The organism is Pseudomonas sp. MEJ086 (assembly GCF_030209025.1).
GTDB lineage: Bacteria > Pseudomonadota > Gammaproteobacteria > Pseudomonadales > Pseudomonadaceae > Aquipseudomonas > Aquipseudomonas fulva_A.
The window spans coordinates 85,682-106,869 of the sequence record NZ_JARVSV010000041.1 but is presented as its reverse complement, the minus strand read 5'-3'; the positions used below and the strand labels follow the sequence as shown (position 1 = coordinate 106,869).

Genomic DNA, 21,188 nt, shown 5'->3' with positions numbered 1-21,188 from the left:
GGTAGGAGCCGCGCCCGCGCGGCGAATCGCAAGGGCAACACCGAAATCGCAGTATGGCCACGATCATTCGCGCCGGGGGCGACGCTCCTACGGATGCGGTATCTCGATCACCATGGTAGGAGCCGCGCCCCCGCGGTGAATAGCAAGGGCAACGCTGAAATCGCGGCACATCCACGAACATTCGCGCCGGGGGCGACGCTCCTACGGATACGGTATTGCGATCACCGTGGTAGGAGCCGCGCCCTCGCGGCGAATCGCAAGGGGAGCAATCGAATTGCGGTATGGCCCACTAGAGCCAGATTGCATCCCAGTGCGGATAATCGCCTATTCGCTTTACCAATCCAGCGCGCAATGGATTGGCTACGATGTAACGCGCAACATGAAGTACATCGTCCTCTCTGCGCACTGCATGATCGTGGAAACCCTTTTGCCAGATTGGCTCACCGATATGCCTCGACGACAGCGACTTCACTCTACCAACGAGCTGTGACAGGGTTCCTTGTCGTAACTGAAAGAGCCAATGTAGATGATCAGGCATCAACACATAGCTTAACGTCGTGTGCGTACCCGCCAGTGCGTCCTGCTTGATTATGTTGATCAGCTTCCTGGCTTGGTGAAAGTCAGCGAAGACAGGTTTTCTATTCAGAGTCACCGTGGTTATCAGGTAAACCTGGCCATGGGCTGACCACCTTCCCAAGCGAAGCCTATGGGCAAATCGGTGATTGGCGTTCACATTAATCCCTCCTTGGATCTACGTGTTTCGCTAGTGTAGTTCAGCGATCGGAACATTCGTTTTTGGCGAACAGCTGGGATCCGCGGTACAGCCACGATCATTCGCGCCGGGGGCGACGCTCCTACGGATACGGTATTGCGATCGCCATGGTAGGAACCGCGCCCCCTCGGCGAATCGCAAGGGCAGCGTCCGAATCGCGGTAAGGCCGCAACTGTTGGCGCGCCGCGCACCAATCGGTAGATATCAGCCCTTGCGGATCAGTTGCCGCAGCATGAAGCGGTTGGGGTGGCAGGCTTCGGCGATGTCCTGGGGGACTGGCAGCGGTTCGTCGTTGAGCCAGGCGGCGATCAGCTCGCCGGACAGCGGTGCGGTGATCAGCCCGCGGGAGCCGTGACCGCCGTTGATGTACAAGCCTTCCTGCCAGGGGCAAGGTACCTGCGGCACCTGGCGGGCGTCACGGGCCAGTACGGCGTAGGCCTCGGCGAAGGCGACAGGATCGGCGAGCGGCCCGACGATAGGCAAATAGTCCGGGCTGGTGCAGCGAAAAGCCGCGCGACCTTGCAGCGTATCCGGCTCGAGCGCGTCGACTTGCAGGCGGTCGGCGAGGTCGCCGGATATCTCCCGCAGCAGCTCCAGATTGCTGGCGTGTTCGGCGCCACTCGGCGTCAGGTCATCGCTGTCGAAATTGAAGCTGGCGCCCAGGGTATGTTCGCCCTGGCGAACCGGCGCCACATAACCTTCGGCGCACACCACAGTGCGCAACGCGATGCTCGTTGGTGACGCAGGCAGGCGGCTGATCTGCCCGCGGATGCGCTTGAGCGGCAACTGCGCGCTCTGTGCGAAGCGGGTGATATCCGCAGCCCCGCAGAGCACGACAACCGCTGCGCGGGCAATCATTCGCTCACCGCTCCAGGCCTGCCACTCACCGTCCACGCGTTTGAGCTGCAAGGCATGTTGACAACCGTGCAGGTTCACCTTTGAGTGAGCGATCAGATGCTGGCAGAGCGCAGGCGGGTGCACCCAGCCGGCGTCGGGGTAGAACAGCCCGCCGCTGGCCAGCCCGACACCCGCCTTGCGCTCGGCTTTCTCACGATCGATCTGAGTCAGCAAGGTGTCGGGAAAGGCGGCGGCAAGCTTGGCCTGGCGCTGTGCTTCACGCTCGTCGAAAGCCAGTTGCAGCACGCCGCAGTCGTCCCAGTCCTGTCCCTTGTGCAGACGCTCGAGCAGCCGGCGGGTGAAACCGAAGCCGTCGACGATCAGCCGCGACAGTGCCGTGCCATGGGCGGAGAGCTTGAGATACAGCACGCCCTGTGGATTGCCGGACGCTTCCTGAGCGATGGTCGCATGGCGTTCCAGCAGCTCCACCTGCCAACCCCGCGCGGCAAGGCTGGCGGCGGTGGCGCAGCCGGCGAGCCCTGCGCCGATCACCAATGCACTGCGCTCGCGTGGCCTATGGGCCGGGCGGGCGAACCACGGCTTGCTCAAGGTGCTGGCTGCACCGCCGAAGGTGCCGCGCATGACTTCCCATTTCTTGCCGAGGCCGGGAACCCGCTTCATCTGGAAGCCCGCGTCGTTGAGCGCACGGCGAACGTAGCCGGTGGATGTGAAGGTGCCGAGCGTGGTTTGCGCGGTGCTTAGCCGGGCCAGTTGAGCGAACAGGTCGGGGGTCCACATCTCGGGGTTCTTCGAGGGCGCGAAACCGTCGAGAAACCAGGCGTCGACACGAGTATCGAGCTGCGGCAGCATGGCCAACGCGTCGCCGATCATCAGCGTCAGTACCACGCGACCGGCGTCGAAAACCAGGCGCTGAAAGCCCGTGTTGATACCGACATATCCATCGAGCAGTTGCTGGCTGTAGCGCTGCAGCGACGGCCACAGCGCTAGCGCGCGCTGCAGGTCGGCGTGGGTAAGCGGGTGCTTTTCGACACTGACGAAATGCAGCCGTGCACCGCTTGGGGCCATTTGCTCGAACAGCTCCCAGGCGCAAAGAAAGTTCATGCCGGTGCCGAACCCGGTTTCGCCGATCACCAGCTGCTCGTCAGGTTGCAGCGCAGCGAAGCGTTGCGGCAGGTCGTTGTTGCTGAGGAATACGTAGCGCGTCTCTTCCAGGCCGTTCTCCCGGGAGAAATAGACGTCGGCGTATTGGCGTGACGAGGGCTGGCCCTGTTCGTCCCAGTCGAGTTGTGCGTGTTGATCGGCCATGGCGGCGTTCCTGAACGGGCAGGGCGGCGATTCTAACAGGGGCGATGTGCAGCGTGAGCGCCAACGCGGCTTGCACTGCAATGCCAACGGCCCCTAGTCTGGAGCATACCGTTCAGGAAGAGGTGCTTATGTTCGAATCCGCCGAGATCGACCACGTCATCGACAAGGCCACTTTCGACGCCGAAGAGCAGGTGCTGCGCGAGGCGCTGCTCGAGGCGCAATATGCGTTGCGCGAGCAGGGGCGTTCGGCGGTGATCATCCTGATCAACGGCATCGAAGGCGCAGGCAAGGGCGAGACGGTCAAGTTGCTCAACGAGTGGATGGACCCGCGCCTGATCCAGGTCAGCACCTTCGACCAGCAGACCGACGAAGAAATGGCCCGACCGGCAGCCTGGCGCTACTGGCGGCAACTGCCGCCCAAGGGGCGGATCGGTATCTTCTTCGGCAACTGGTACAGCCAGATACTGCAGGGCCGCGTCCACGGCGACCTGAAGAAGGACGACCTCAATGGCGCCATCGACGGCGCGCTCGGCCTGGAGCAGATGCTCTGCAACGAAGGCACGTTGATCTTCAAATTCTGGTTCCACCTCTCCAAGAAACAGATGCTGGGCCGTCTCGAGAGCCTGCGGGACGATCCGTTGCACAGCTGGCGCCTTAGCCCGTTGGACTGGCAGCAGTCGAAGACCTACGACAAGTTCGTACGTGTTGGCGAAGATCTGTTGCGGCGCACCAGCCGCGATTACTCGCCCTGGTACATCGTCGCCGGGGCGGACGCCAATTACCGCAGCCTGACTGTTGGGCGCGTTCTGCTCGAGGGGTTGCAGGCCGCACTGCGCGGTACGGGTGAGCGTGCGCCGCTGCCTCATGCCACGCCGTTGATGACTCGAACCGACCAGCGCAGTCTGCTCGACAGCCTGGATATGAGTGCGCACCTGAGCAAAGCTGACTATCGCGAGCAATTGACCCGCGAACAGGCACGCCTGTCACTGTTGATGCGCGACAAACGCATGCGCCGCCATGCCTTGGTGGCGGTGTTCGAGGGTAACGATGCCGCTGGCAAGGGCGGAGCCATACGCCGGGTCGCCGCGGCGCTGGACCCCCGGCAATACCGTATCGTGCCGGTGGCAGCGCCGACCGAGGAGGAACGTGCGCAACCTTATCTTTGGCGTTTCTGGCGGCACATTCCGGCGCGCGGCAAGTTCACCGTGTTCGATCGTTCCTGGTACGGCCGGGTATTGGTGGAGCGGGTCGAGGGCTTCTGCGAACCGGCGGACTGGTTACGTGCCTATGGCGAGATCAACGATTTCGAGGAGCAGCTCAGTAATGCCGGCGTGGTGCTGGTGAAGTTCTGGCTTGCCATCGATGGCGACACCCAGCTGATGCGTTTTCGCGAGCGCGAGGCCAATCCGGTGAAGCGCTTCAAGATCACCGAGGAAGACTGGCGCAACCGCGAGAAGTGGCCGCAGTACCGCGAAGCGGTGGGCGATATGGTCGATCGCACCAGTACTCGCCTGGCGCCTTGGACGCTGGTCGAAGCCAACGACAAGCAGTTCGCCCGTGTAAAGGTACTGCGCACCATCAATGATGCGCTGGAAGCTGCTTTCGAAAAGGACGGGCGCTGAGGCCGTCGATATCCGCGGCCCCTGGCCTGGCGTTGAGTGAAGCGATACCCAGGGTTGATGGCCGATGGGTCAGGGCCTGAAGCCACCCTCGCTGTTGCGGCTCTCGATGATTGCCAGCGACTGCAGCATGCGGTCGATATAGCGAGGGATGCTGCGCTCGGCCTCATCCCGGGAAAAGTAGGGGCCTTCGAGGGTGCCTTCGCGCGTCGTGAAGAAGAACCGACCATTGATCGTGGTGACCCGGTCACTGCGGAAATGGGTGGTCGGGGTCGTATCCTGTGCACGCTGAGTCATCATGCCTGTCACCTCCTGTGAACTGATCTCCCATGCAGTGTATCAGCGGATGGAAAATCTGCTGGCGATGCCCGGACGTGCAGTCTGGCTGTCTGCGGTCATGCCGATGGATCCGGGCGGATCAACCATCGCCCGCAAGCGGGCTCCTACAGTCGAGTGGCGTTTTGGGGGTGAGGGCGTGAGCCGATATCGAGATATTCCAACCTTTCGCACGGTAGTGATTCGCGCCGCCGCGCACCCCGTAGGAGCCCGCTTGCGGGCGAGGCGATGGTGGCCATTCTGATAGATCGGGGGCTGAACGACGGATCGCCCGCAAGCGGGCTCCTACAGTCGGGTGGCGTTTTGGGCTTGAGGGCGCGAGCCGAATTCGAGACATTCCAGCCTTCCGCACGGAAGTGATTCGCGCCGCCGCGCATCCCGTAGGAGCCCGCTTGCGGGCGAAGCGAGGGTGGCCATTCTGATGGATCGGGGAGGCCGAACGACGGATCGCCCGCAAGCGGGCTCCTACAATTGAGTGATTTTTTGGACTTGAGGGCGCTAGCCGATTCGAGACATTCCAGCCTTCCGCACGGAAGTGATTCGCGCCGCCGCGCACCCCGTAGGAGCCCGCTTGCGGGCGAGGCGATGGTGGCCATTCTGATAGATCGGGGGCTGAACGACGGATCGCCCGCAAGCGGGCTCCTACAGTCGGGTGGTTTTTTGGACTTTAGGGCGCGAGCCGATTCGAGATATTCCAACCTTTCGCACGGTAGTGATTCGCGCCGCCGTGCACCCCGCAGGAGCCCGCTTGCGGGCGAAGCGATGGTGGCCATTCTGATGGATCGGGGAGGCCGAACGACGGATCGCCCGCAAGCGGGCTCCTACAATCGGGTGGTGTTTTGGGGTTGAGGGCGAGCCAATTCGAGAAATTCCAGCCTTTCGCACGGAAGCGATTCGCGCCGCCGCGCATCCCGTAGGAGCCCGCTTGCGGGCGAAGCGATGGCGGCCATTCTGATAGATCGGTGGCCGAACGACGGATCGCCCGCAAGTCGAGTGGTGTTTTGAGCTTGAGGGCGCGAGCCAATTCGAGACATTCCAGCCTTTCGCACGGAAGCGATTCGCGCCGCCGCGCACCCCGCAGGAGCCCGCTTGCGGGCGAAGCGAGGGTGGCCATTCTGATAGATCGGGTGCCGAACGACGGATCGCCCGCAAGCGGGCTCCTACAGTCGAGTGGTGTTTTGGGCTTGAGGGCGTGAGCCGATTCGAGACATTCCAGCCTTCCGCACGGTAGCGATTCGCGCCGCCGCGCACCCCGTAGGAGCCCGCTTGCGGGCGAAGCGATGGTGGCCATTCTGATGGATCGGGGAGGCCGAACGACGGATCGCCCGCAAGCGGGCTCCTACAGTCGAGTGGTGTTTTGGGCTTGAGGGCGCGAGCCGATTCGAGATATTCCAGCCTTCCGCACGGTAGTGATTCGCGCCGCCGCGCACCCCGTAGGAGCCCGCTTGCGGGCGAAGCGATAGTGGCCATTCTGATAGATCGCGGGCCGAACGACGGATCGCCCGCAAGCGGGCTCCTACAGTCGAGTGGTGTTTTGGGGGTGAGGGCGCTAGCCGATTCGAGATATTCCAGCCTTCCGCACGGTAGCGATTCGCGCCGCCGCGCCCCCCGTAGGAGCCCGCTTGCGGGCGAAGCGAGGGTGGCCATTCTGATAGATCGGGGAGGCCGAACGACGGATCGCCCGCAAGCGGGCTCTTACAATCGAGTGGCGTTTCCGGCGCGCAGGTGCTGTCGGCTATTCAGCGTCGGTCCGGTAGCGTCTTCTGTTTGAGGATGTACAGGCTGACGAGCACGGCGCTGGTCAGCATGAACAGGCGGGCCCATATCAGTGGTACCAGCCAGCAGGAAACACCGATGCTCAGCCACATCAGGCCGATCGCGTAAATCTTAGCCTTGCGGGGGATGCCTTCACCTTCGAGATAGTCGCGAATCCATGGGCCGAGGCGAGGGTGTTCCACCAGCCATAGATAGAAGCGTCGTGAACTGCGCATGAAGCAGGCCGCAGCCAGCAGCAGGAAGGGAGTGGTTGGCAATACCGGCAGGAAGATGCCGAGTACGCCCAGCGCTACGCTCAACCAGCCGAGGGTCAGCAGGCTATAGCGCAGCAGCGGGTTGCGTGTTTCGTAAGGTTCGCGCGCCATATCGATGGCGTCGCCATCAATGATGGCGAGGTTTGAGCAGGGCGGGCTTCTCTTCTGGCGCGTTGCACAGCAGGAACAGGGCGGTGAGCAGTTCGGGGATCTGCTCGATCATGCTGTCGACCAGATCGCGGTCACGGGCAATTTCGGCGAATTCCGGCTGCTCGTCGAACAGGCCGGAACCGACCATGATCGGCAGCAGCAGTTCGCTAACTTCGTCTTCGGCGTCGTCGAACCATACCGCTTCGCGCAGGAACACGCCTTCCATGAAGCCGATGCACCAGCCGCGCAGGTCGGAGTCGTCAGGCTCGTCGCCCAGGTCCAGGTCGCAAGGGACTTCCGGCTCGTCGTCACTGGCCAGCTGGCGAGCGATGTGGGACTGCAGCTGGATAAGCGTGGCTTCGATGTCATCGCGCTCTTCATCGCTGCGGTAGTGCGGCGGCTCGGAGAACAGGGCATCGATCCACTCGCGGGTCTCGACCTTGTCCGGGCAGATGGAGAGGGCGGTCAGGTAACCGTGTGCGGCGACATAGTCCAGCGCCTCTTCGTGCAGATCATCAGCATCGAGGAAGGCTTGCAGACGGGACAGTTGCTCGGCGAAGGACATCGGTGGCTACCTTGAAGAAGTAAACGAGGCTGGATTCTAGCAGGCTGTTGAAAAACTATCTGCGTTGCCGTTGCTTCGTTGAAAACAGGTTCGAAATGCTCATTTACAACTCGTAAACTCCGCGTTCCCACCTGTTTTCGCCTTGCACCGGCTGCCTCGCCTAGGTTTTTCAACGGCCTGTTAGAGCAGACCAACCAGCCCGGCCAGAGTTGCAGGCAAAACGGCGTGCTAAACGCTAAAAAACACATCCTTTGCCCGTCGCCGCGAGACACTTGCGTATAATGCCCCGCTTGATTCGGAGACCCTACATGCTCGAGCAGGCGCAACGCATCCTCAAAGACGTATTCGGCTATGACAGCTTCCGTGGCCGCCAGGGTGCGATCATCGAGCGCGTGGCCAGTGGTGGCGATGCGCTGGTGCTGATGCCGACCGGTGGCGGCAAGTCGCTGTGTTTCCAGGTGCCGGCGTTGCTGCGCGATGGCCTGGCGGTAGTGGTTTCACCGCTGATCGCGCTGATGGACGATCAGGTGGCGACCCTGGAAGAGCTGGGTGTGGCCGCTGTGGCGCTGAACTCTACGCTGGATGCGGATCAGCAGCGCGATATCGCTGATCGTATCCGTCTCGGCGAGATCAAGATGCTCTATCTTGCCCCGGAGCGTCTGGTGCAGCCGCGCATGCTGGCCTTCCTGCAGCAGTTGCAGATCGCGCTGTTCGCCATCGACGAGGCTCACTGCGTGTCCCAGTGGGGGCATGATTTCCGTCCCGAATACCTGCAGTTGGGGCAACTGGCCGAGCTGTTCCCCGATGTGCCGCGCATCGCCCTGACCGCGACCGCGGACATGCGTACCCGTGAGGAAATCGTCAATCGTCTGCATTTGCAGAATGCCGAGCGCTTCCTGTCCAGCTTCGACCGTCCCAACATCTTTTACCGCATCGTGCCCAAGGAGCAGCCCCGCAAGCAGTTGCTGGCGTTTCTGGCCGCGCGCAAGGGCGATGCAGGCATCGTCTATTGCCTGTCGCGCAAGAAGGTCGAAGAGGTGGCAGGCTTTCTGACCGAGCAGGGCTTTCCGGCGCTGCCCTATCACGCCGGCCTGCCGGCCGAACTGCGGGCCTACAACCAGAAGCGCTTCCTCAATGAGGAAGGGCTGATCATGGTGGCGACCATCGCCTTCGGCATGGGTATCGACAAGCCCAACGTGCGCTTCGTCGCGCACCTCGATCTGCCCAAGTCGCTGGAAGCCTATTACCAGGAAACCGGCCGTGGCGGCCGCGACGGTCTGCCGGCCGACGCCTGGATGGCCTACGGCCTGCAGGACATGATCTTCCTCAAGCAGATGCTCGCCAATTCCGAAGGCGACGAGCGCCACAAGCGCGTGGAGCAGCACAAGCTCGATGCGATGCTCGCGCTGTGCGAGGAAACCCGTTGCCGCCGCCAGGTGCTGCTGGCCTATTTCGACGAAGAGTTGCCGCAGCCCTGCGGGCATTGCGACAACTGCACCGACGGCGTGCAAACCTGGGACGCCACCGAACCGGCGCGCCAGGCGCTGTCGGCCATCTACCGCAGTGGTCAGCGTTATGGCGTCGGCCACCTGGTGGACATTCTGCTCGGCCGTGACAACGAGAAAATGCGTGGCCTTGGCCATCAGCATCTCTCTGTTTTCGGTGTGGGCAGTGCGCTCAGCGAAGGCGAGTGGCGCTCGCTGTTCCGTCAGTTGGTCGCGCGTGGCCTGGCTGATGTGGACTTGGAGGGCTACGGCGGGCTGCGCCTGTCCGACAGCTGTAGGCCATTGTTAAGGGGGGAGGTGACGCTGCAACTGCGCCGTGACCTCAAACCGCAACAGAGTGCCAAGGCCTCGGGTAGCCCGGCGCGGCAGTTGGTGCGGGGTGAGGAGCGCGAGCAGTGGGAAGCACTGCGTGCCCTGCGCAAGCGTCTGGCCGAGGAGCACGCGGTGCCGCCTTACGTCATCTTCCCGGATGCCACGCTGCTGGAGATGCTGCGCAGCAAGCCCACCACGCTGGCGGAAATGGCCCGTGTCAGTGGTGTAGGCGCGCGCAAGCTGGAGCGTTACGGCGATGCTTTCCTCGAAGTGCTGGCCGGCAACGAAGCGCCGCAGCCGGTGATCGATCTGCGTCATGAATTGGTCAGCCTGGCGCGTGCCGGGATGACCCCCGCGCAAATCGCCAGTCAGCTCGGCTGCAGTCAGAAGAGCGCCTACTCGCTGCTTGCCGAGGCCATCGCTGACCAGCAGATTTCCCTGGAGCAGGCTCTCGATCTGCCTGAGGAACTGCTCGGCGAGATTCAGGACGCTTTCCTCGATGGCGAGGGTGAGCTACCACCTGTGGCGCAGATCAGCCCGCTGTTCGTCGGGCGCGTGGAGGAGGGTGTGCTGCATTGCGTCCGAGCCGCATTACAAGCTGAATTCGAAGCCTGATCGACGATTATTGACGCGACAGTCTCTTATCTCGCAACGACCGCAATCTTGCTCTCTGTCAAAAGCTATGGTTAGCTCGCTAATAATTAGTTTTTGATAATTCCAAGAGCGGCCTCAATGTCCCAATCCGAACAACACCGTTTTGCCATGCAGTTGGCCCAGCTGTCCCGTTCCTGGCGCGCCGAGCTGGATCGGCGGCTTGCCGGTCTGGGGCTGTCCCAGGCGCGCTGGCTGGTGCTGCTGCACATCGGCCGTTTCGCCGAGCTGCCGACCCAACGTGAGTTGGCCCAAAGTGTCGGTGTGGAAGGGCCTACCCTGGCCCGCTTGCTCGATAGCCTCGAGGCGCAGGGGCTGGTCACCCGCCAGGCAGTGCCCGAAGATCGTCGCGCCAAGAAGATCGCCTTGTGCCCTGCCGCCAAACCGCTGATCGAGCAGATCGAAGCCATCTCCACGCAACTGCGTGAAGAGCTTTTCGCTGGCATCGACGAGGAGGATCTGCGGCGCTGCCAGCAGGTCCACGCACGCATTCTGGGTAACCTGGAACGGCGTTGATGCAGGACCTGTCTCTCCTGCAGAGACGCTTCGGGCCACGTTATCCGCAGTATCTGTTGGTCGTGCTGATGCTGGGCAGCATGGCGATGATTCTGGCGTCGACCAGCATCAATGTGGCATTGCCGGCGATCATGGTCGATTTCCACATTGGCCGCCCCCTTGCCCAGTGGCTGTCCACCGGGTTTCTCGCGGCGATGACCGCTGGATTGCTGCTGTCTGCCTGGGCCCAGGCCCGGTTCGGCGCTCGCCGGACGGCGCAGGCGGGCCTGGGGTTGTTCATCGTTACCTCGTTGCTCGCGCTGGTGGCCGATGCCGCCTGGCAACTGATCGCCTTGCGCGTCATTCAGGGGCTGTGCGCCGGTATCGTCCAGCCGCTGGCGATGGTGCTGATCTTTCAGGTGTTCGCTGGCGGTGGTCGCGGTACCGCGCTGGGGGCTTACGGGCTCGGCGTGATGATCGCGCCAACGCTGGGGCCGACCATCGGCGGCTATCTGGTCGATGACTTCGGCTGGTATGCGGTGTTCTGGCTGCCTCTGCCAATGTGCGTGCTGGCCATGCTCGCCGGGCAGTTTCTGATGCCCAGCGCGCGTCAGCGCAATACGCCATTTCTCGACCTGTGGGCATTCAGCCTGTTGTGCGTTGGTCTGTTCGCCTGGCTCGGTGCCCTGGCCGAAGCGCAGCGCTTTCCCTGGGGGCAGCCACGGGTCTGGCTCACTGGCCTGCTCGGCAGCCTGGCGATGGCAGGCTTTCTATGGCGCAGCCGCCACAGTGCTCGCCCGCTGCTGCCGCTCGGGCTCTGGCGGCATGTCGGCTTTCGCAAGGCCAGCTGGGTGGCGCTCGCGCTCGGCATGGGGCTGTACGGCACTACCTATCTGATTCCACTGCATGTGCAGACCATCGAGGGCTATAGCGCGGGCAGGGCCGGTCTGCTGTTGCTGCCAACCGGCATTCTGATGGGCGTGGCCTCGTTTCTCGGTGGCTGGCTGAGTGACCGTCTGTCCACTGCGGTGTTGCTGGTCAGTGGCTTGCTGATGTTGGCGCTGTCTTCGTTCGGGCTGGGTTGGCTGGAACCGGGGGCATCCTTTTTGGTGCTTTGCTGCTGGGCCTGCGTGGGACGAGTCGGCCTGGGTATTCTGTTGCCCGCACTGAGCACCGGAGCGCTGGACATTCTCGGCCGTGAACAGCTGGCGCACGGAGCGGGCGCAATCACCTTCGTGCGTCAGTTGGGCGGTGCATTCGGCGTCAACCTGCTGACGTTCTTTCTGGAGTGGCGACATCGCCGGGAGGGCGGGGATTTCTCTGCCGAGGTGGTGGCGTTTCAGCAAAGTTATCTGCTGATGGGGGCGCTGTTCGTCTTGACCGTTTTGGCTGCCTGGAACATTCGCCCGTCACAACGTTGACGTCGTTCACATAACTAGCCGTATTTCTGGCTTTTTGCGTATGATGGCCAGATGCTCGACTTCGAGCGGATCATGCGGGTTGAAAACTCGCAAGCCGTTGAATCGAGACCATACTCACTACTCGGTGGGACAAGGAGCGTTTGCCGACGCAGCGCTGTGCTACGCCGCATCTTGCAGGAAGACCGATCCGGTTTCGGTTGCTGCAGCTACTCTTCGAGCGGAGTTATCGGGAGCTTTTATGACTCGTGTTCGTCACTTACTGATCGGCCTGGCATCAGGTTCGGCATTCTATTCGGGACTGGCGCCAGCGCTGGGGCTGGGTGAGATCACCCTGCATTCGGCACTCAATCAGCCGCTGAATGCCGAGATCGAACTGCTGGCGGTCGGCGATGACATGAGCACTTCGGATATCAAGGTCTCGCTGGCGCCGGCAGATGCCTTCAATCTTGCCGGTGTCGAGCGCATCTATTTTCTCAATGACCTGCGCTTCAGCCCGGTACTGCGCGGCGGCAACAGCGTCGTGCGGGTGGTCTCCAATCAGCCGGTGCGTGAGCCCTATCTGAACTTCATCGTCGAGCTCAAGCGGCCGGGCGGCCAGTTGCTGCGCGAATACACGGTGCTGCTCGATCCGCCGACGTCATCGTCCTACACCAGCCAGGCGGCTCAGGTTGGCAACGAACAGTTCACATCGTATGCGCCGCCGCGCCGCACGCCGATCGCCAGCCGCGGTGAGCGTTATCAGGTCGCCAGCGGCGAGAGCTTGTGGACCATTGCGTCCAAGCTGCGGGTTGAGGGCAATCAGTCCTCCCTGCAGGACCTCATGCTGGACATTCACGCGCTCAACCCCGAGGCCTTCAGCAACGGTGATATCCATCGTCTGCGCGCCGGGGCCTCGTTGCTGCTGCCGGATCACGCCCGCATAGCCGAAGCCGCACCCAGCCAGCCTGCGCAGTCAGGGCCTGCACCGCAGCCTGCAGCCCCTGCGCAGATCATCCCCGATACCGCGCCGCAACAGCCTGCCGAACCGCAGGTGGAAGTGCTTGCGCAGATTCGCCGTGTCGAGGAAGAGGTCGCCAACCGCAGTGCCGAGAACCTGCAACTGCAGCAGGACCTGCTGGTGGTGCAGAACCAGTTGAAAGACATGATGACGCGCATGGAGGCGCGTGATCAGCAGATCGCCCAGTTGCTCGAGCAGCTCGCCCAGCGCCCGGCAGCAGCTGCGCCTGCAGTGCCGGCCGCCGAGAGCGCACCGCCTGCGGCCGCGCAGGAGCCTGTTGCCGCTCCGGCACCTGCTGCGCAGCCGGCTGCGGAAGGTTTCTGGAATCTGTGGAACATGCTGCTGGCAGCCCTGCTGGGCTTACTGGCGCTCCTGTTGTTGCTGTTCAAGCGCAAGCGCACGCCTGCCCCCGAAGTCATCGCCGAGCCGGTCGTGGTGGTGCCGCCAGTGGTTCAGGCGCCCGCGCCCGAGGCTGTCGAACCGGTCGTGGCGCCGCGGGCCACGGTGGTGGATGTACCGCTGCCAGTACGCCCTGCAGTTGTCGCGAGGGCGGAGCCGAATCCCACCGATCCGCTGGATGGCGCCAATATCTACCTCGCCTATGGCCGTATAGGCGAAGCGGTATCCGTACTGCGCCAGGCGTCGCAAGCCAACCCGCAGCGTCTGGACATTCGCTTCCGTTTGCTCGAAGTGCTGGCACAGCAGGGCAATACGGCCGCTTTTGCCGAAGAAGAGAGCACGTTGCGTAACGCCGGGTTCGACGGTGAGCGTATCGACGAGCTCAAGGGCCGTTACCCGGCACTGTTCGCCTCGCAGCTGAGTGCCCAGGACCCTGACGATTCACTGGAGCCGCTGGAAGGTCTCGATGAGCTGATCCTCGAATTGGACGACACACCGGCTCCGGCGCCCGCGTCCGAGCAGAGGAAAGCCCAGGAGGACGATTTCCAGTTGAACCTGGACGATCTGTCGCTGGATGCCGACTGGGATCTGGTCAACCCCTTCGAAAATGGAGCACGCAAGAAGCGTGGTGGCGTCGAGGCCGAATCCTCCGCGGCGCAGAGTGCCGAGCAGTCCACCGATATCTTCGGCCACGATGCCAGTAGCCCGTTCGCTGGCACCATGCTGGTCGAAGAGGAGGGGCCGGAGGATGAATGGCTCGAGCTGGACGATCTGCCCAGTGAGTCGGCTGAAGGGTTCGACCGCTTCGTCACCAACCACGAGAACCTCACCAAGCTCAACCTGGCGATGGCCTACATCGAACAGGACGATCTGGAAGCAGCCTGCGACATCCTCAACGAAGTGATCAACGAGGGTGACGAGGACGAGAAGCAGGAAGCCCGCGAGCTGCTCGCGCGTATCGCGTAGGCGCGTTCCCCCTGGCGCGAATGATTTTGCCTTACCGAAATTTGGGTGTTGGCCGCACGATTCGCCGCGGGGGCGGTTGCAGCACATCGCAGGTGGGAGCGTCGCCCTCGGCGCGAACGATTTTGGCCTCACCGCAATTTTGGTGTTGGCCGCACGGTTCGCCGCGGGGGCGCGGCTCCTACGCTAATGCGGCATTTCCGCCGACTGTAGGCGCGTCGCCCTGGCGCGAAAGCGATTGCGGCCATTCCACAAGACTGCAGCGCTACGACCATTCGCCGCGAGAGCGCGGCTACAGGGCTGGTGCAGTAACGCGGCTTGTCATGGCCGGCGCGCTGTTAAGATAGCGGCCAGAGCAATGGAGCCCACCCATGACCCCCAGCAAAGCCGAAGTCACCATCACCTATTGCACCCAGTGCCAGTGGCTGCTGCGCGCGGCGTGGTTAGCCCAGGAACTGCTGTCGACCTTCGCCGATGACCTTGCCAGGGTCAGCCTCGAACCAGCCACCGGCGGTACTTTCCGCGTTCAGTGCAACGGTGTCGAGATCTGGGAGCGCAAGGCCGATGGCGGGTTTCCCGAGGCCAAGGTGCTCAAGCAGCGGGTGCGCGACCAGATCGACCCGGCCCGCGACCTGGGCCACAACGACAGGCCCGCAGCCAATTGAGTCGCGCCGACTAGGCGGTTTTCGGCACTTGCCGCGAGCTGGCCTGAGCAGCGCTCATGCATACCGCGAAGATGATCAGGCTGCCGCCAGCGAGCATGCCAGGAGTCGGAACCTGGTTGAACAGCAGCCAGGCGAAGCCGATGCCGTACACCGGCTCGAGGGCGAAGATCAGTGCTGCATTGCGCGCTTTGACGACCCGCAAGCTGGCCACCAGCAAGCTGTGCGCCAGCGCCGTGCACAACACGCCCAGTAGCGCCAGCCAGAACCATTGAGCGGCTGCCAGGCTCGGCAGCGTTGCACCCGCGAATGGCAGGGAACAGGCCAGTGCCACGAGGTTCTGCCCCATCGCCGCCTGGATCGGCTCGACGTGTCTGGCGATGGTTCGGCCAAGCAACGACAGCAGGGCGAACAGCAGCCCCGACATCACTCCCCAAAGCAGTCCCTGGGTGTGGCTGTCGCTCGGATCCAGAGCGGGCGCAACCAGCAGCAGACCGATACTGACCAGCGCGACCATCAGGTATTCACCAGGCCGTGGGCGTTCACCCAGCAGGAGCACTTCAAGCAGCACGGTGAAGGCTGGAAAGCTGGCGAAACCCAGCGTCGCGATGGCCACGCCTGACACCCGCACCGATTCGAAGAAGGTCAGCCAGTGCGCTCCCAGCAGCAGGCCGCCCAATACCAGCCAGGGCAGGTGACGGGCTGCGACGCGCAACGGTTTGCGTGTTGCGAGCAGAAACAGGCCCAGTGCAAGCACGGCGAACAGCGCGCGGCCGCTGACGATGGCGATCGGCGAGGTGCTCGCCAACTCGCCGAAGATCCCGGACAGGCCAAACGCCAGGGCGCCCAGATGCAGGCCTAGCAGTGCATTGCGGGTGTTCATGCCAGGCGCGCGCCATTGGGCAAGGGCTTGTCGAAGCTGGCCAGGACGACTTTGCCATCGCTGTCATAGACTCCCGTGACCAGTACTTCGGAACGCACGCCGGCAATGCGTTTGGGGGCGAAGTTGCAAACGCAGAGCACTTGGCGCCCCACCAGTTCGTCGGCGCCGTAATGGGCCGTGAGTTGGGCGCTGGAGGTACGGACGCCCAGCTCGCCGAGGTCCACCTGCAGCACGTAGGCGGGTTTCAAGGCTTTTTCGTTGGGCGATGCGCTGATGAGGGTGCCGACGCGCAGCTCGACGCGTTCGAAGTCCTGCCATTCGATGATTTGCATGATACCGCTCCTGTTTTGGCTGCACTCTAAAGGGCCGGAACAGGATCAGCTGTCGCGTGACTGGCGTTATTTGTCGCGAGGCTGGCGCTCGCGCAGCGCTTTGGGCGTTTCGCCGAATTGTCGGGAGAGGGCGGCGGTGAACGCGCTCTGCGAGGTGTAGCCGACTCGTGCAGCGATCTCGCCGACGCTCAGGCGGCTGTTGTGCAGCAGTTGCCGGCCCAGGCGCAGGCGTTTATCGCGCACGTAGGCCATGGGGGTGAGTCCAGTCTCGTCGAGAAAGCGGTTGTGAAAGCGTGCGGCCGAAAGCCCGGCAAGGCTGGCCAGGTCCGCCACCTGAATAGGATGGGCAGCGTGCCGCTCGATATAGGCGTTCAGCGCGCTCAGCGGCAGGCCCAGGCTGGGACGTGGATCCGCCTGCGCACTAAGGCTGGCCAGCAGCAGGATAGAGCCCTGGCGAGCGATCAGCGGATCGTTGATCGGGCTGGCGGCCAGCCAGTTGACCAGGCCGCTCTGCGTGACCGACAGCTCGACCTTCTGCGGCGCGTCCAGCAGGCGTCGGCTGGCATCGACATGGTTGCCCAGGTGTCGCTCCAGCCAGTCACCCGCCGGTACGTCGAACACCAGGCATTCGCTACCGTGGCGGCTGTCGCAGGCATGGCGTGCGCCGGCTGGCACCACCACCAGGGTTTGCCGGCTGATACGACTGCCCAGGCCCGCCACCTCGAACTGCAGGTGCCCGCTCAGGCCGAAAACCAGTTGGGCATGGTCATGCTCGTGGCAGACGATGTCCTGATGGTAGTGGCGTACTGACAAGAGCGCTGACATGGCGGAGTTCCTCGAACGGTCGTTGCAGTTTACTCCGTGAGCCGGTTTTTGGGATGTGGGCAACGGGCGGGCGTCTGCGAAAAGGCCGCTGTCGTGATGCTGCTGTCATCGAATCGCCATGCCACGTTCACAATCATTTCACCGCTTTCGCTCAAGCTCGGCCGAAAATCTGCCGGAGATCGCCCGATGAGCATCGCACAACTGGTAAGGCCGAGCCGCAAGCAACGTGTCCGTACGCTGTGGATTTCCGATGTGCATCTGGGCACACGGGACAGCCAGGCCGAGCACCTGGCGGCCTTCCTCAAGCGTTATCAGGCCGAGCGTATCTACCTGGTGGGCGACATCATCGATGGCTGGAAGCTGCGTGGCGGCATCTACTGGCCGCAGGCGCATACCAACGTGATCAGGCGCCTGCTGACCATGAGCAAGCGCGGCACCCAGGTCATCTACGTCACCGGCAATCATGACGAGTTCCTGCGCCGCTATTCGAAGCTGTTGCTGGGCAACATCCAGCTTGTCGACGAAGCTGAACACGTCACCGCCGATGGGCGACGCCTGCTGGTGATCCACGGCGACCAGTTCGACGTGATCACCCGCTATCACCGCTGGTTGGCCTTTCTCGGCGATTCGGCCTACACCGTCACCCTGGTGCTCAATCGCTGGCTCAATCACTGGCGGCGCCGCTATGGGTACGGCTACTGGTCGCTGTCCGCGTACCTGAAGCACAAGGTCAAGACGGCGGTGAACTTCATCAGCGATTTCGAGGAGGCCATCACCCACGAGTGCGCTCGTCGTGGCTTCGACGGTGTGGTGTGCGGGCATATCCACCACGCGGAGATTCGCACGCTGGGAGACGTCGAGTACCTCAACTGCGGCGACTGGGTCGAATCCTGCACGGCGCTGATCGAGCACCCGGACGGGCGCATCGAACTGTACCGCCTGGCCGATGAGCAGGAGCGCCTGGCGCAACTGCAGGCAGACAAGGTCGCGGTCATCGAGCCGGCCGCATGAGGCTGCTGATCGTCACCGATGCCTGGGCGCCGCAAGTCAATGGCGTGGTCACCAGCCTGCAGGCCCTGGTCAGCGAGTTGCGGGACATGGGGCATCTTGTCGACGTGCTTTCACCCGGTGCGTTTCGCTGCGTGCCCTGTCCGAGCTACCCGGAGATTCCCCTGGCCTGGGACCTCTGGCGGGTCGCTGCGGCCATCGAGGCATTCGCGCCTGATTGCGTGCACCTGGCGACCGAGGGGCCCCTGGGGTGGGCCGCGCGACGTTGGCTGCTGCGCCGAGGCATGGCCTTTTCCAGCGCGGTGCATACCCGCTTTCCCGAGTACCTGACGACGCGCTGTCCGTGGCTTCCGCTGGGGTTGGGGTATGCCTATCTGCGTCTGTTTCATCGTCCCAGCCAGGCGGTGCTGGTGAGTACCGAACGCTTGCGCGAGGGGCTTGCCGGCCGAGGGCTGCAGCGCCTGGCGTTATGGCGCAAGGGCGTGAATACCCATTTGTTCGCCCCCAAGGCCCGTGACCAGGCGCCGGTGACTGCGGTATTCCTGTACGTGGGGCGCATCGCGCCGGAGAAGAACCTGCAGGCATTTCTCGATCTCGACCTGCCCGGCGAGAAGTGGGTGGTCGGTGATGGGCCGCAGCGAGAGGCGCTGCAGCAGGCGTATGCTCAGGTCAGATTCTTCGGCTACCGTCACGGTGAAGCGTTGGCCGACTTCTATCGTCGCGCCAGCGTGCTGGTGTTTCCCTCGCTGACCGATACCTACGGCCTGGTGATGCTCGAGGCCCAGGCCTGCGGCACCCCGGTGGCGGCCTTCGCCGTGCCGGGACCGCTGGACGTGGTGGTGCCGGGCGTGACGGGCGTGCTCGCCGACGATCTGCGTCAGGCCTGCCTGGCAGCGCTGGAGCTGGATCGCAGGCAGTGTGCGGAGGAGGCCGGGCGACAGTCCTGGCGTGCCTCGGCTATCGAGTTTCTGGCCCGGCAGCCCCTGTTGAGCGGTGAGCCGCTGGAGATCGCATTGCCGGCTCGCGTCGCGGGCAGTTGCTGACGCCCGGGTCGCGTTCGCGCTGGCGGTGTCACATGATGATCTTGTCGCGCAGCTTCTCGGCAGCCTGTTGCAGGGCCTGGATGACCCGTTCCTTGTCGAAGTTCTGAATGCCGTTGGTATCCAGGTACATGGAGAACCCGGGCAACTCGTGCTCGACGTAGCTGGAGGTGGCGCCCAGGTCGCGGCGGAAGTCCACCACCTGGTAGATCTGCACTGGTCGAGTGAAGCCCTTGACGTTGATCTGCCCCTTGTCGCGGCACATGATCACGTCCTTGATCAGCGAGTAGGTCTCGTGGGAGATCAGGATCTCGCCGGCTTCGGCGGCGCTTTCCAGGCGGCTGGCCAGGTTCACGTCGCGACCGATGATGGTGTAGTCCATCCGCGTATCGGCGCCGAAGTTGCCCACCGTGCAGTAGCCGGTATTCAGGCCCATCCGGATTTCCAGCGGTTTGGTGATGCCCTGGGCGCGCCAGTGCTGGCGCAACACCTTCATGTGCTTGCGCATGGCGATGGCCATCGAGACCGCTGCCATGGCGTCCTTCTTGGCGCCCTGGCTGCTCGGGTCACCGAAGAACACCATGACGCTGTCGCCGATGAACTTGTCGATGGTGCCGCCGAACTTCATGCAGATCTTCGACATCTCGTTGAGATAGGTGTTGAGCAGGTCGGTCAGGGCCTCGGCTTCCAGTTCTTCGGACAGTTCGGTGAAACCGCGAATGTCGGAAAAGAACACCGTGAGCTTCTTGCGCTGGGTTTCCAGGCGCACGTGTTTCTTGCCGCTGAAGATCGACTCCCACACTTGCGGCGACAGGTACTTGGCCAGGTTGCGGGCCAGGCGTGCGGCTTTTTCCTGCTCACGCTTGATCTCGATACGTACCTGACTCAGGCGGATGCTCTGCTGGTGCACGAAGTACGCGGTGATGCAGATGTACAGGGTGGTAAAGACGATACTGACCAGCGCCACCAGAGCAGGGGTTTCCGGTGCGACGTGCAGGTCGGTGAGCGAGGCGGTGAGCAGTGCACCGCTGCACGCCACCAGCAGCGCCAGGCCCATGTCGCGCAGCCCGCCGACGATCAGGGCACTGAACGTGAGGGTGAGCAGGCACATCAGGCTGGGTACCACCGAAAAACCCAGCAGTGCGGCGGCGGCACCACAGTGCAGGGCATCGACGAACAGCAGGGTCATGACGGTACGGTGTGGATGCTCGTCCCTGAAACGCTTGCTGAGCCAGTACGCCAGGTGCGGGTAGAGCAGGGCGTAGGGCACCAGCCACAATAGTTCGTGGCTGAACACCTGCGCGTAGGTACCAGCGGCAACGCTGGCGGCCACGGCGATATAGGCCAGCACACGGGAGTAATACTCGCGCGTAGGCAGCGTTGGTAACCCGTTCGGAATGGCGGAAAGAGTTGCATTCATGCGGTGGTGACGATCCCTGCTGTAAATCCGACTGCATTACCGGGAGCCAGGCAGCACGGGGCGTGCGGACGGGGCCAGCGGAAAACCGGGATCATATACGTTGACGTCCAGACCAGCAAAGGCGAAGTGCCATAAGGCTCCGAACGGTCGCGTCGAACGGCTTGCCGGTCTTGCCGACGCGCCCGGCTAGAAACGGATTTTCCCTGTCAGGGCGTCCTTGAGCATGACCCAGTCGCCCATCAGCGAGTACAGCGGATGCTGGAAAGTGGCCGGTCGGTTACGTTCGAACACGAAGTGCCCCAGCCAGGCGAAGCCATAGCCGATGACCGGCAGTGCCAGTAGCCAGAGCCATCGCTGGCTGACCAGCGCATAGCCGAGTACCAGCAGCACCAGCAGGCTGCCGACGTAATGCAGGCGCCGGCAGATCGGGTTGGCGTGCTCCTGCAGGTAGTACGGATAGAACTCGGCGAAGGAGTTGAAACGCTCGTGGGGCTGGCTGCTCATCGACGGCCTCCTGTTTTTGTTATGTCAGGAGAGTATAGGGCCTGTTAACGCTGGCGCACGACCGTGCTGGCGGCCCTGTGAGCTGTGCGCAAGCCTCAGCAGGCCTTGGCCGAATCCGGGCGCTCGTGGCGCCCGG

At 63.2% G+C, this 21,188-nt stretch carries 18 protein-coding genes; 8 read left to right on the top strand and 10 right to left on the bottom strand.

What is annotated here, in order from left to right:
- Positions 1-289 precede the first annotated feature (289 nt).
- Positions 290-733, bottom strand: a complete 444-nt coding sequence (locus QRN22_RS23895) for an REP-associated tyrosine transposase (protein WP_042554014.1) — start codon at positions 731-733, stop codon at positions 290-292.
- A 243-nt stretch (positions 734-976) separates the two neighbouring features.
- Positions 977-2,935, bottom strand: coding sequence for a bifunctional tRNA (5-methylaminomethyl-2-thiouridine)(34)-methyltransferase MnmC2/FAD-dependent 5-carboxymethylaminomethyl-2-thiouridine(34) oxidoreductase MnmC1 (mnmC, locus tag QRN22_RS23890; RefSeq protein ID WP_042554015.1), 1,959 nt, complete (start codon positions 2,933-2,935; stop codon positions 977-979).
- A 128-nt stretch (positions 2,936-3,063) separates the two neighbouring features.
- Here mnmC and pap point away from each other — a divergent pair, with 128 nt between their 5' ends.
- Complete coding sequence (gene pap / locus QRN22_RS23885; RefSeq protein ID WP_042554016.1) at positions 3,064-4,557, top strand: polyphosphate:AMP phosphotransferase; 1,494 nt, start codon at positions 3,064-3,066, stop codon at positions 4,555-4,557.
- A 69-nt stretch (positions 4,558-4,626) separates the two neighbouring features.
- Here the strand turns inward: pap and QRN22_RS23880 are convergent, their stop codons facing one another.
- From QRN22_RS23880 to QRN22_RS23870, 3 genes are all read right to left on the bottom strand, one after another.
- Positions 4,627-4,854 carry a DUF6316 family protein gene (locus tag QRN22_RS23880; RefSeq protein ID WP_042554017.1) on the bottom strand — a complete coding sequence of 76 codons (228 nt, stop codon included), beginning with the start codon at positions 4,852-4,854 and terminating at the stop codon, positions 4,627-4,629.
- A gap of 1,775 nt (positions 4,855-6,629) precedes the next feature.
- Positions 6,630-7,031 (bottom strand): YbaN family protein, encoded by a 402-nt coding sequence (locus QRN22_RS23875; protein WP_042554018.1) that lies wholly within the window; start codon positions 7,029-7,031, stop codon positions 6,630-6,632.
- A 16-nt stretch (positions 7,032-7,047) separates the two neighbouring features.
- A complete protein-coding gene (locus tag QRN22_RS23870) occupies positions 7,048-7,635 on the bottom strand; it encodes a UPF0149 family protein (protein ID WP_042554019.1) in 588 nt (195 codons plus the stop codon).
- A gap of 308 nt (positions 7,636-7,943) precedes the next feature.
- Between QRN22_RS23870 and recQ the strand changes: the two genes are divergently transcribed.
- The 5 genes from recQ (at position 7,944) to QRN22_RS23845 (ending at position 15,043) form a co-directional block, all read left to right on the top strand.
- Entirely contained in the window at positions 7,944-10,067 is a 2,124-nt protein-coding gene (gene recQ, locus QRN22_RS23865; protein ID WP_042554020.1) for a DNA helicase RecQ, read from the top strand.
- 117 nt (positions 10,068-10,184) lie between these two features.
- Complete coding sequence (locus QRN22_RS23860) at positions 10,185-10,619, top strand: MarR family transcriptional regulator (protein WP_042554021.1); 435 nt, start codon at positions 10,185-10,187, stop codon at positions 10,617-10,619.
- The gene (locus QRN22_RS23855) at positions 10,619-12,019 is read left to right on the top strand and encodes a DHA2 family efflux MFS transporter permease subunit (RefSeq protein WP_042554022.1); all 1,401 of its coding nucleotides are present in this window, start codon (positions 10,619-10,621) and stop codon (positions 12,017-12,019) included. Before QRN22_RS23860 ends, QRN22_RS23855 begins: the two co-directional genes overlap by 1 nt.
- Before the next feature lie 238 nt (positions 12,020-12,257).
- The gene (locus tag QRN22_RS23850) at positions 12,258-14,381 is read left to right on the top strand and encodes a motility hub landmark protein FimV (protein WP_052493799.1); all 2,124 of its coding nucleotides are present in this window, start codon (positions 12,258-12,260) and stop codon (positions 14,379-14,381) included.
- A gap of 368 nt (positions 14,382-14,749) precedes the next feature.
- Complete coding sequence (locus QRN22_RS23845; protein WP_042554023.1) at positions 14,750-15,043, top strand: Rdx family protein; 294 nt, start codon at positions 14,750-14,752, stop codon at positions 15,041-15,043.
- Between the two features lie 10 nt (positions 15,044-15,053).
- Here QRN22_RS23845 and QRN22_RS23840 read toward each other — a convergent pair whose 3' ends face one another.
- From QRN22_RS23840 to QRN22_RS23830, 3 genes are all read right to left on the bottom strand, one after another.
- Positions 15,054-15,923 carry a DMT family transporter gene (locus QRN22_RS23840; protein WP_042554024.1) on the bottom strand — a complete coding sequence of 290 codons (870 nt, stop codon included), beginning with the start codon at positions 15,921-15,923 and terminating at the stop codon, positions 15,054-15,056.
- The gene (locus QRN22_RS23835; RefSeq protein ID WP_042554025.1) at positions 15,920-16,255 is read right to left on the bottom strand and encodes a tRNA-binding protein; all 336 of its coding nucleotides are present in this window, start codon (positions 16,253-16,255) and stop codon (positions 15,920-15,922) included. Before QRN22_RS23835 ends, QRN22_RS23840 begins: the two co-directional genes overlap by 4 nt.
- Before the next feature lie 66 nt (positions 16,256-16,321).
- Positions 16,322-17,080 (bottom strand): AraC family transcriptional regulator, encoded by a 759-nt coding sequence (locus tag QRN22_RS23830; protein ID WP_042554026.1) that lies wholly within the window; start codon positions 17,078-17,080, stop codon positions 16,322-16,324.
- A gap of 186 nt (positions 17,081-17,266) precedes the next feature.
- Here QRN22_RS23830 and QRN22_RS23825 point away from each other — a divergent pair, with 186 nt between their 5' ends.
- Both QRN22_RS23825 and QRN22_RS23820 read left to right on the top strand, forming a co-directional pair.
- Entirely contained in the window at positions 17,267-18,091 is an 825-nt protein-coding gene (locus tag QRN22_RS23825; protein ID WP_042554027.1) for a UDP-2,3-diacylglucosamine diphosphatase, read from the top strand.
- Positions 18,088-19,131 carry a glycosyltransferase family 4 protein gene (locus QRN22_RS23820; RefSeq protein ID WP_042554028.1) on the top strand — a complete coding sequence of 348 codons (1,044 nt, stop codon included), beginning with the start codon at positions 18,088-18,090 and terminating at the stop codon, positions 19,129-19,131. Before QRN22_RS23825 ends, QRN22_RS23820 begins: the two co-directional genes overlap by 4 nt.
- 28 nt (positions 19,132-19,159) lie before the next feature.
- Here the strand turns inward: QRN22_RS23820 and QRN22_RS23815 are convergent, their stop codons facing one another.
- Positions 19,160-20,548: an adenylate/guanylate cyclase domain-containing protein gene (locus tag QRN22_RS23815; protein WP_042554029.1), complete on the bottom strand. Its 1,389-nt coding sequence runs from the start codon at positions 20,546-20,548 to the stop codon at positions 19,160-19,162.
- A 186-nt stretch (positions 20,549-20,734) separates the two neighbouring features.
- Positions 20,735-21,052 carry an Mpo1-like protein gene (locus QRN22_RS23810; protein ID WP_042554030.1) on the bottom strand — a complete coding sequence of 106 codons (318 nt, stop codon included), beginning with the start codon at positions 21,050-21,052 and terminating at the stop codon, positions 20,735-20,737.
- Positions 21,053-21,188: the final 136 nt, after the last annotated feature.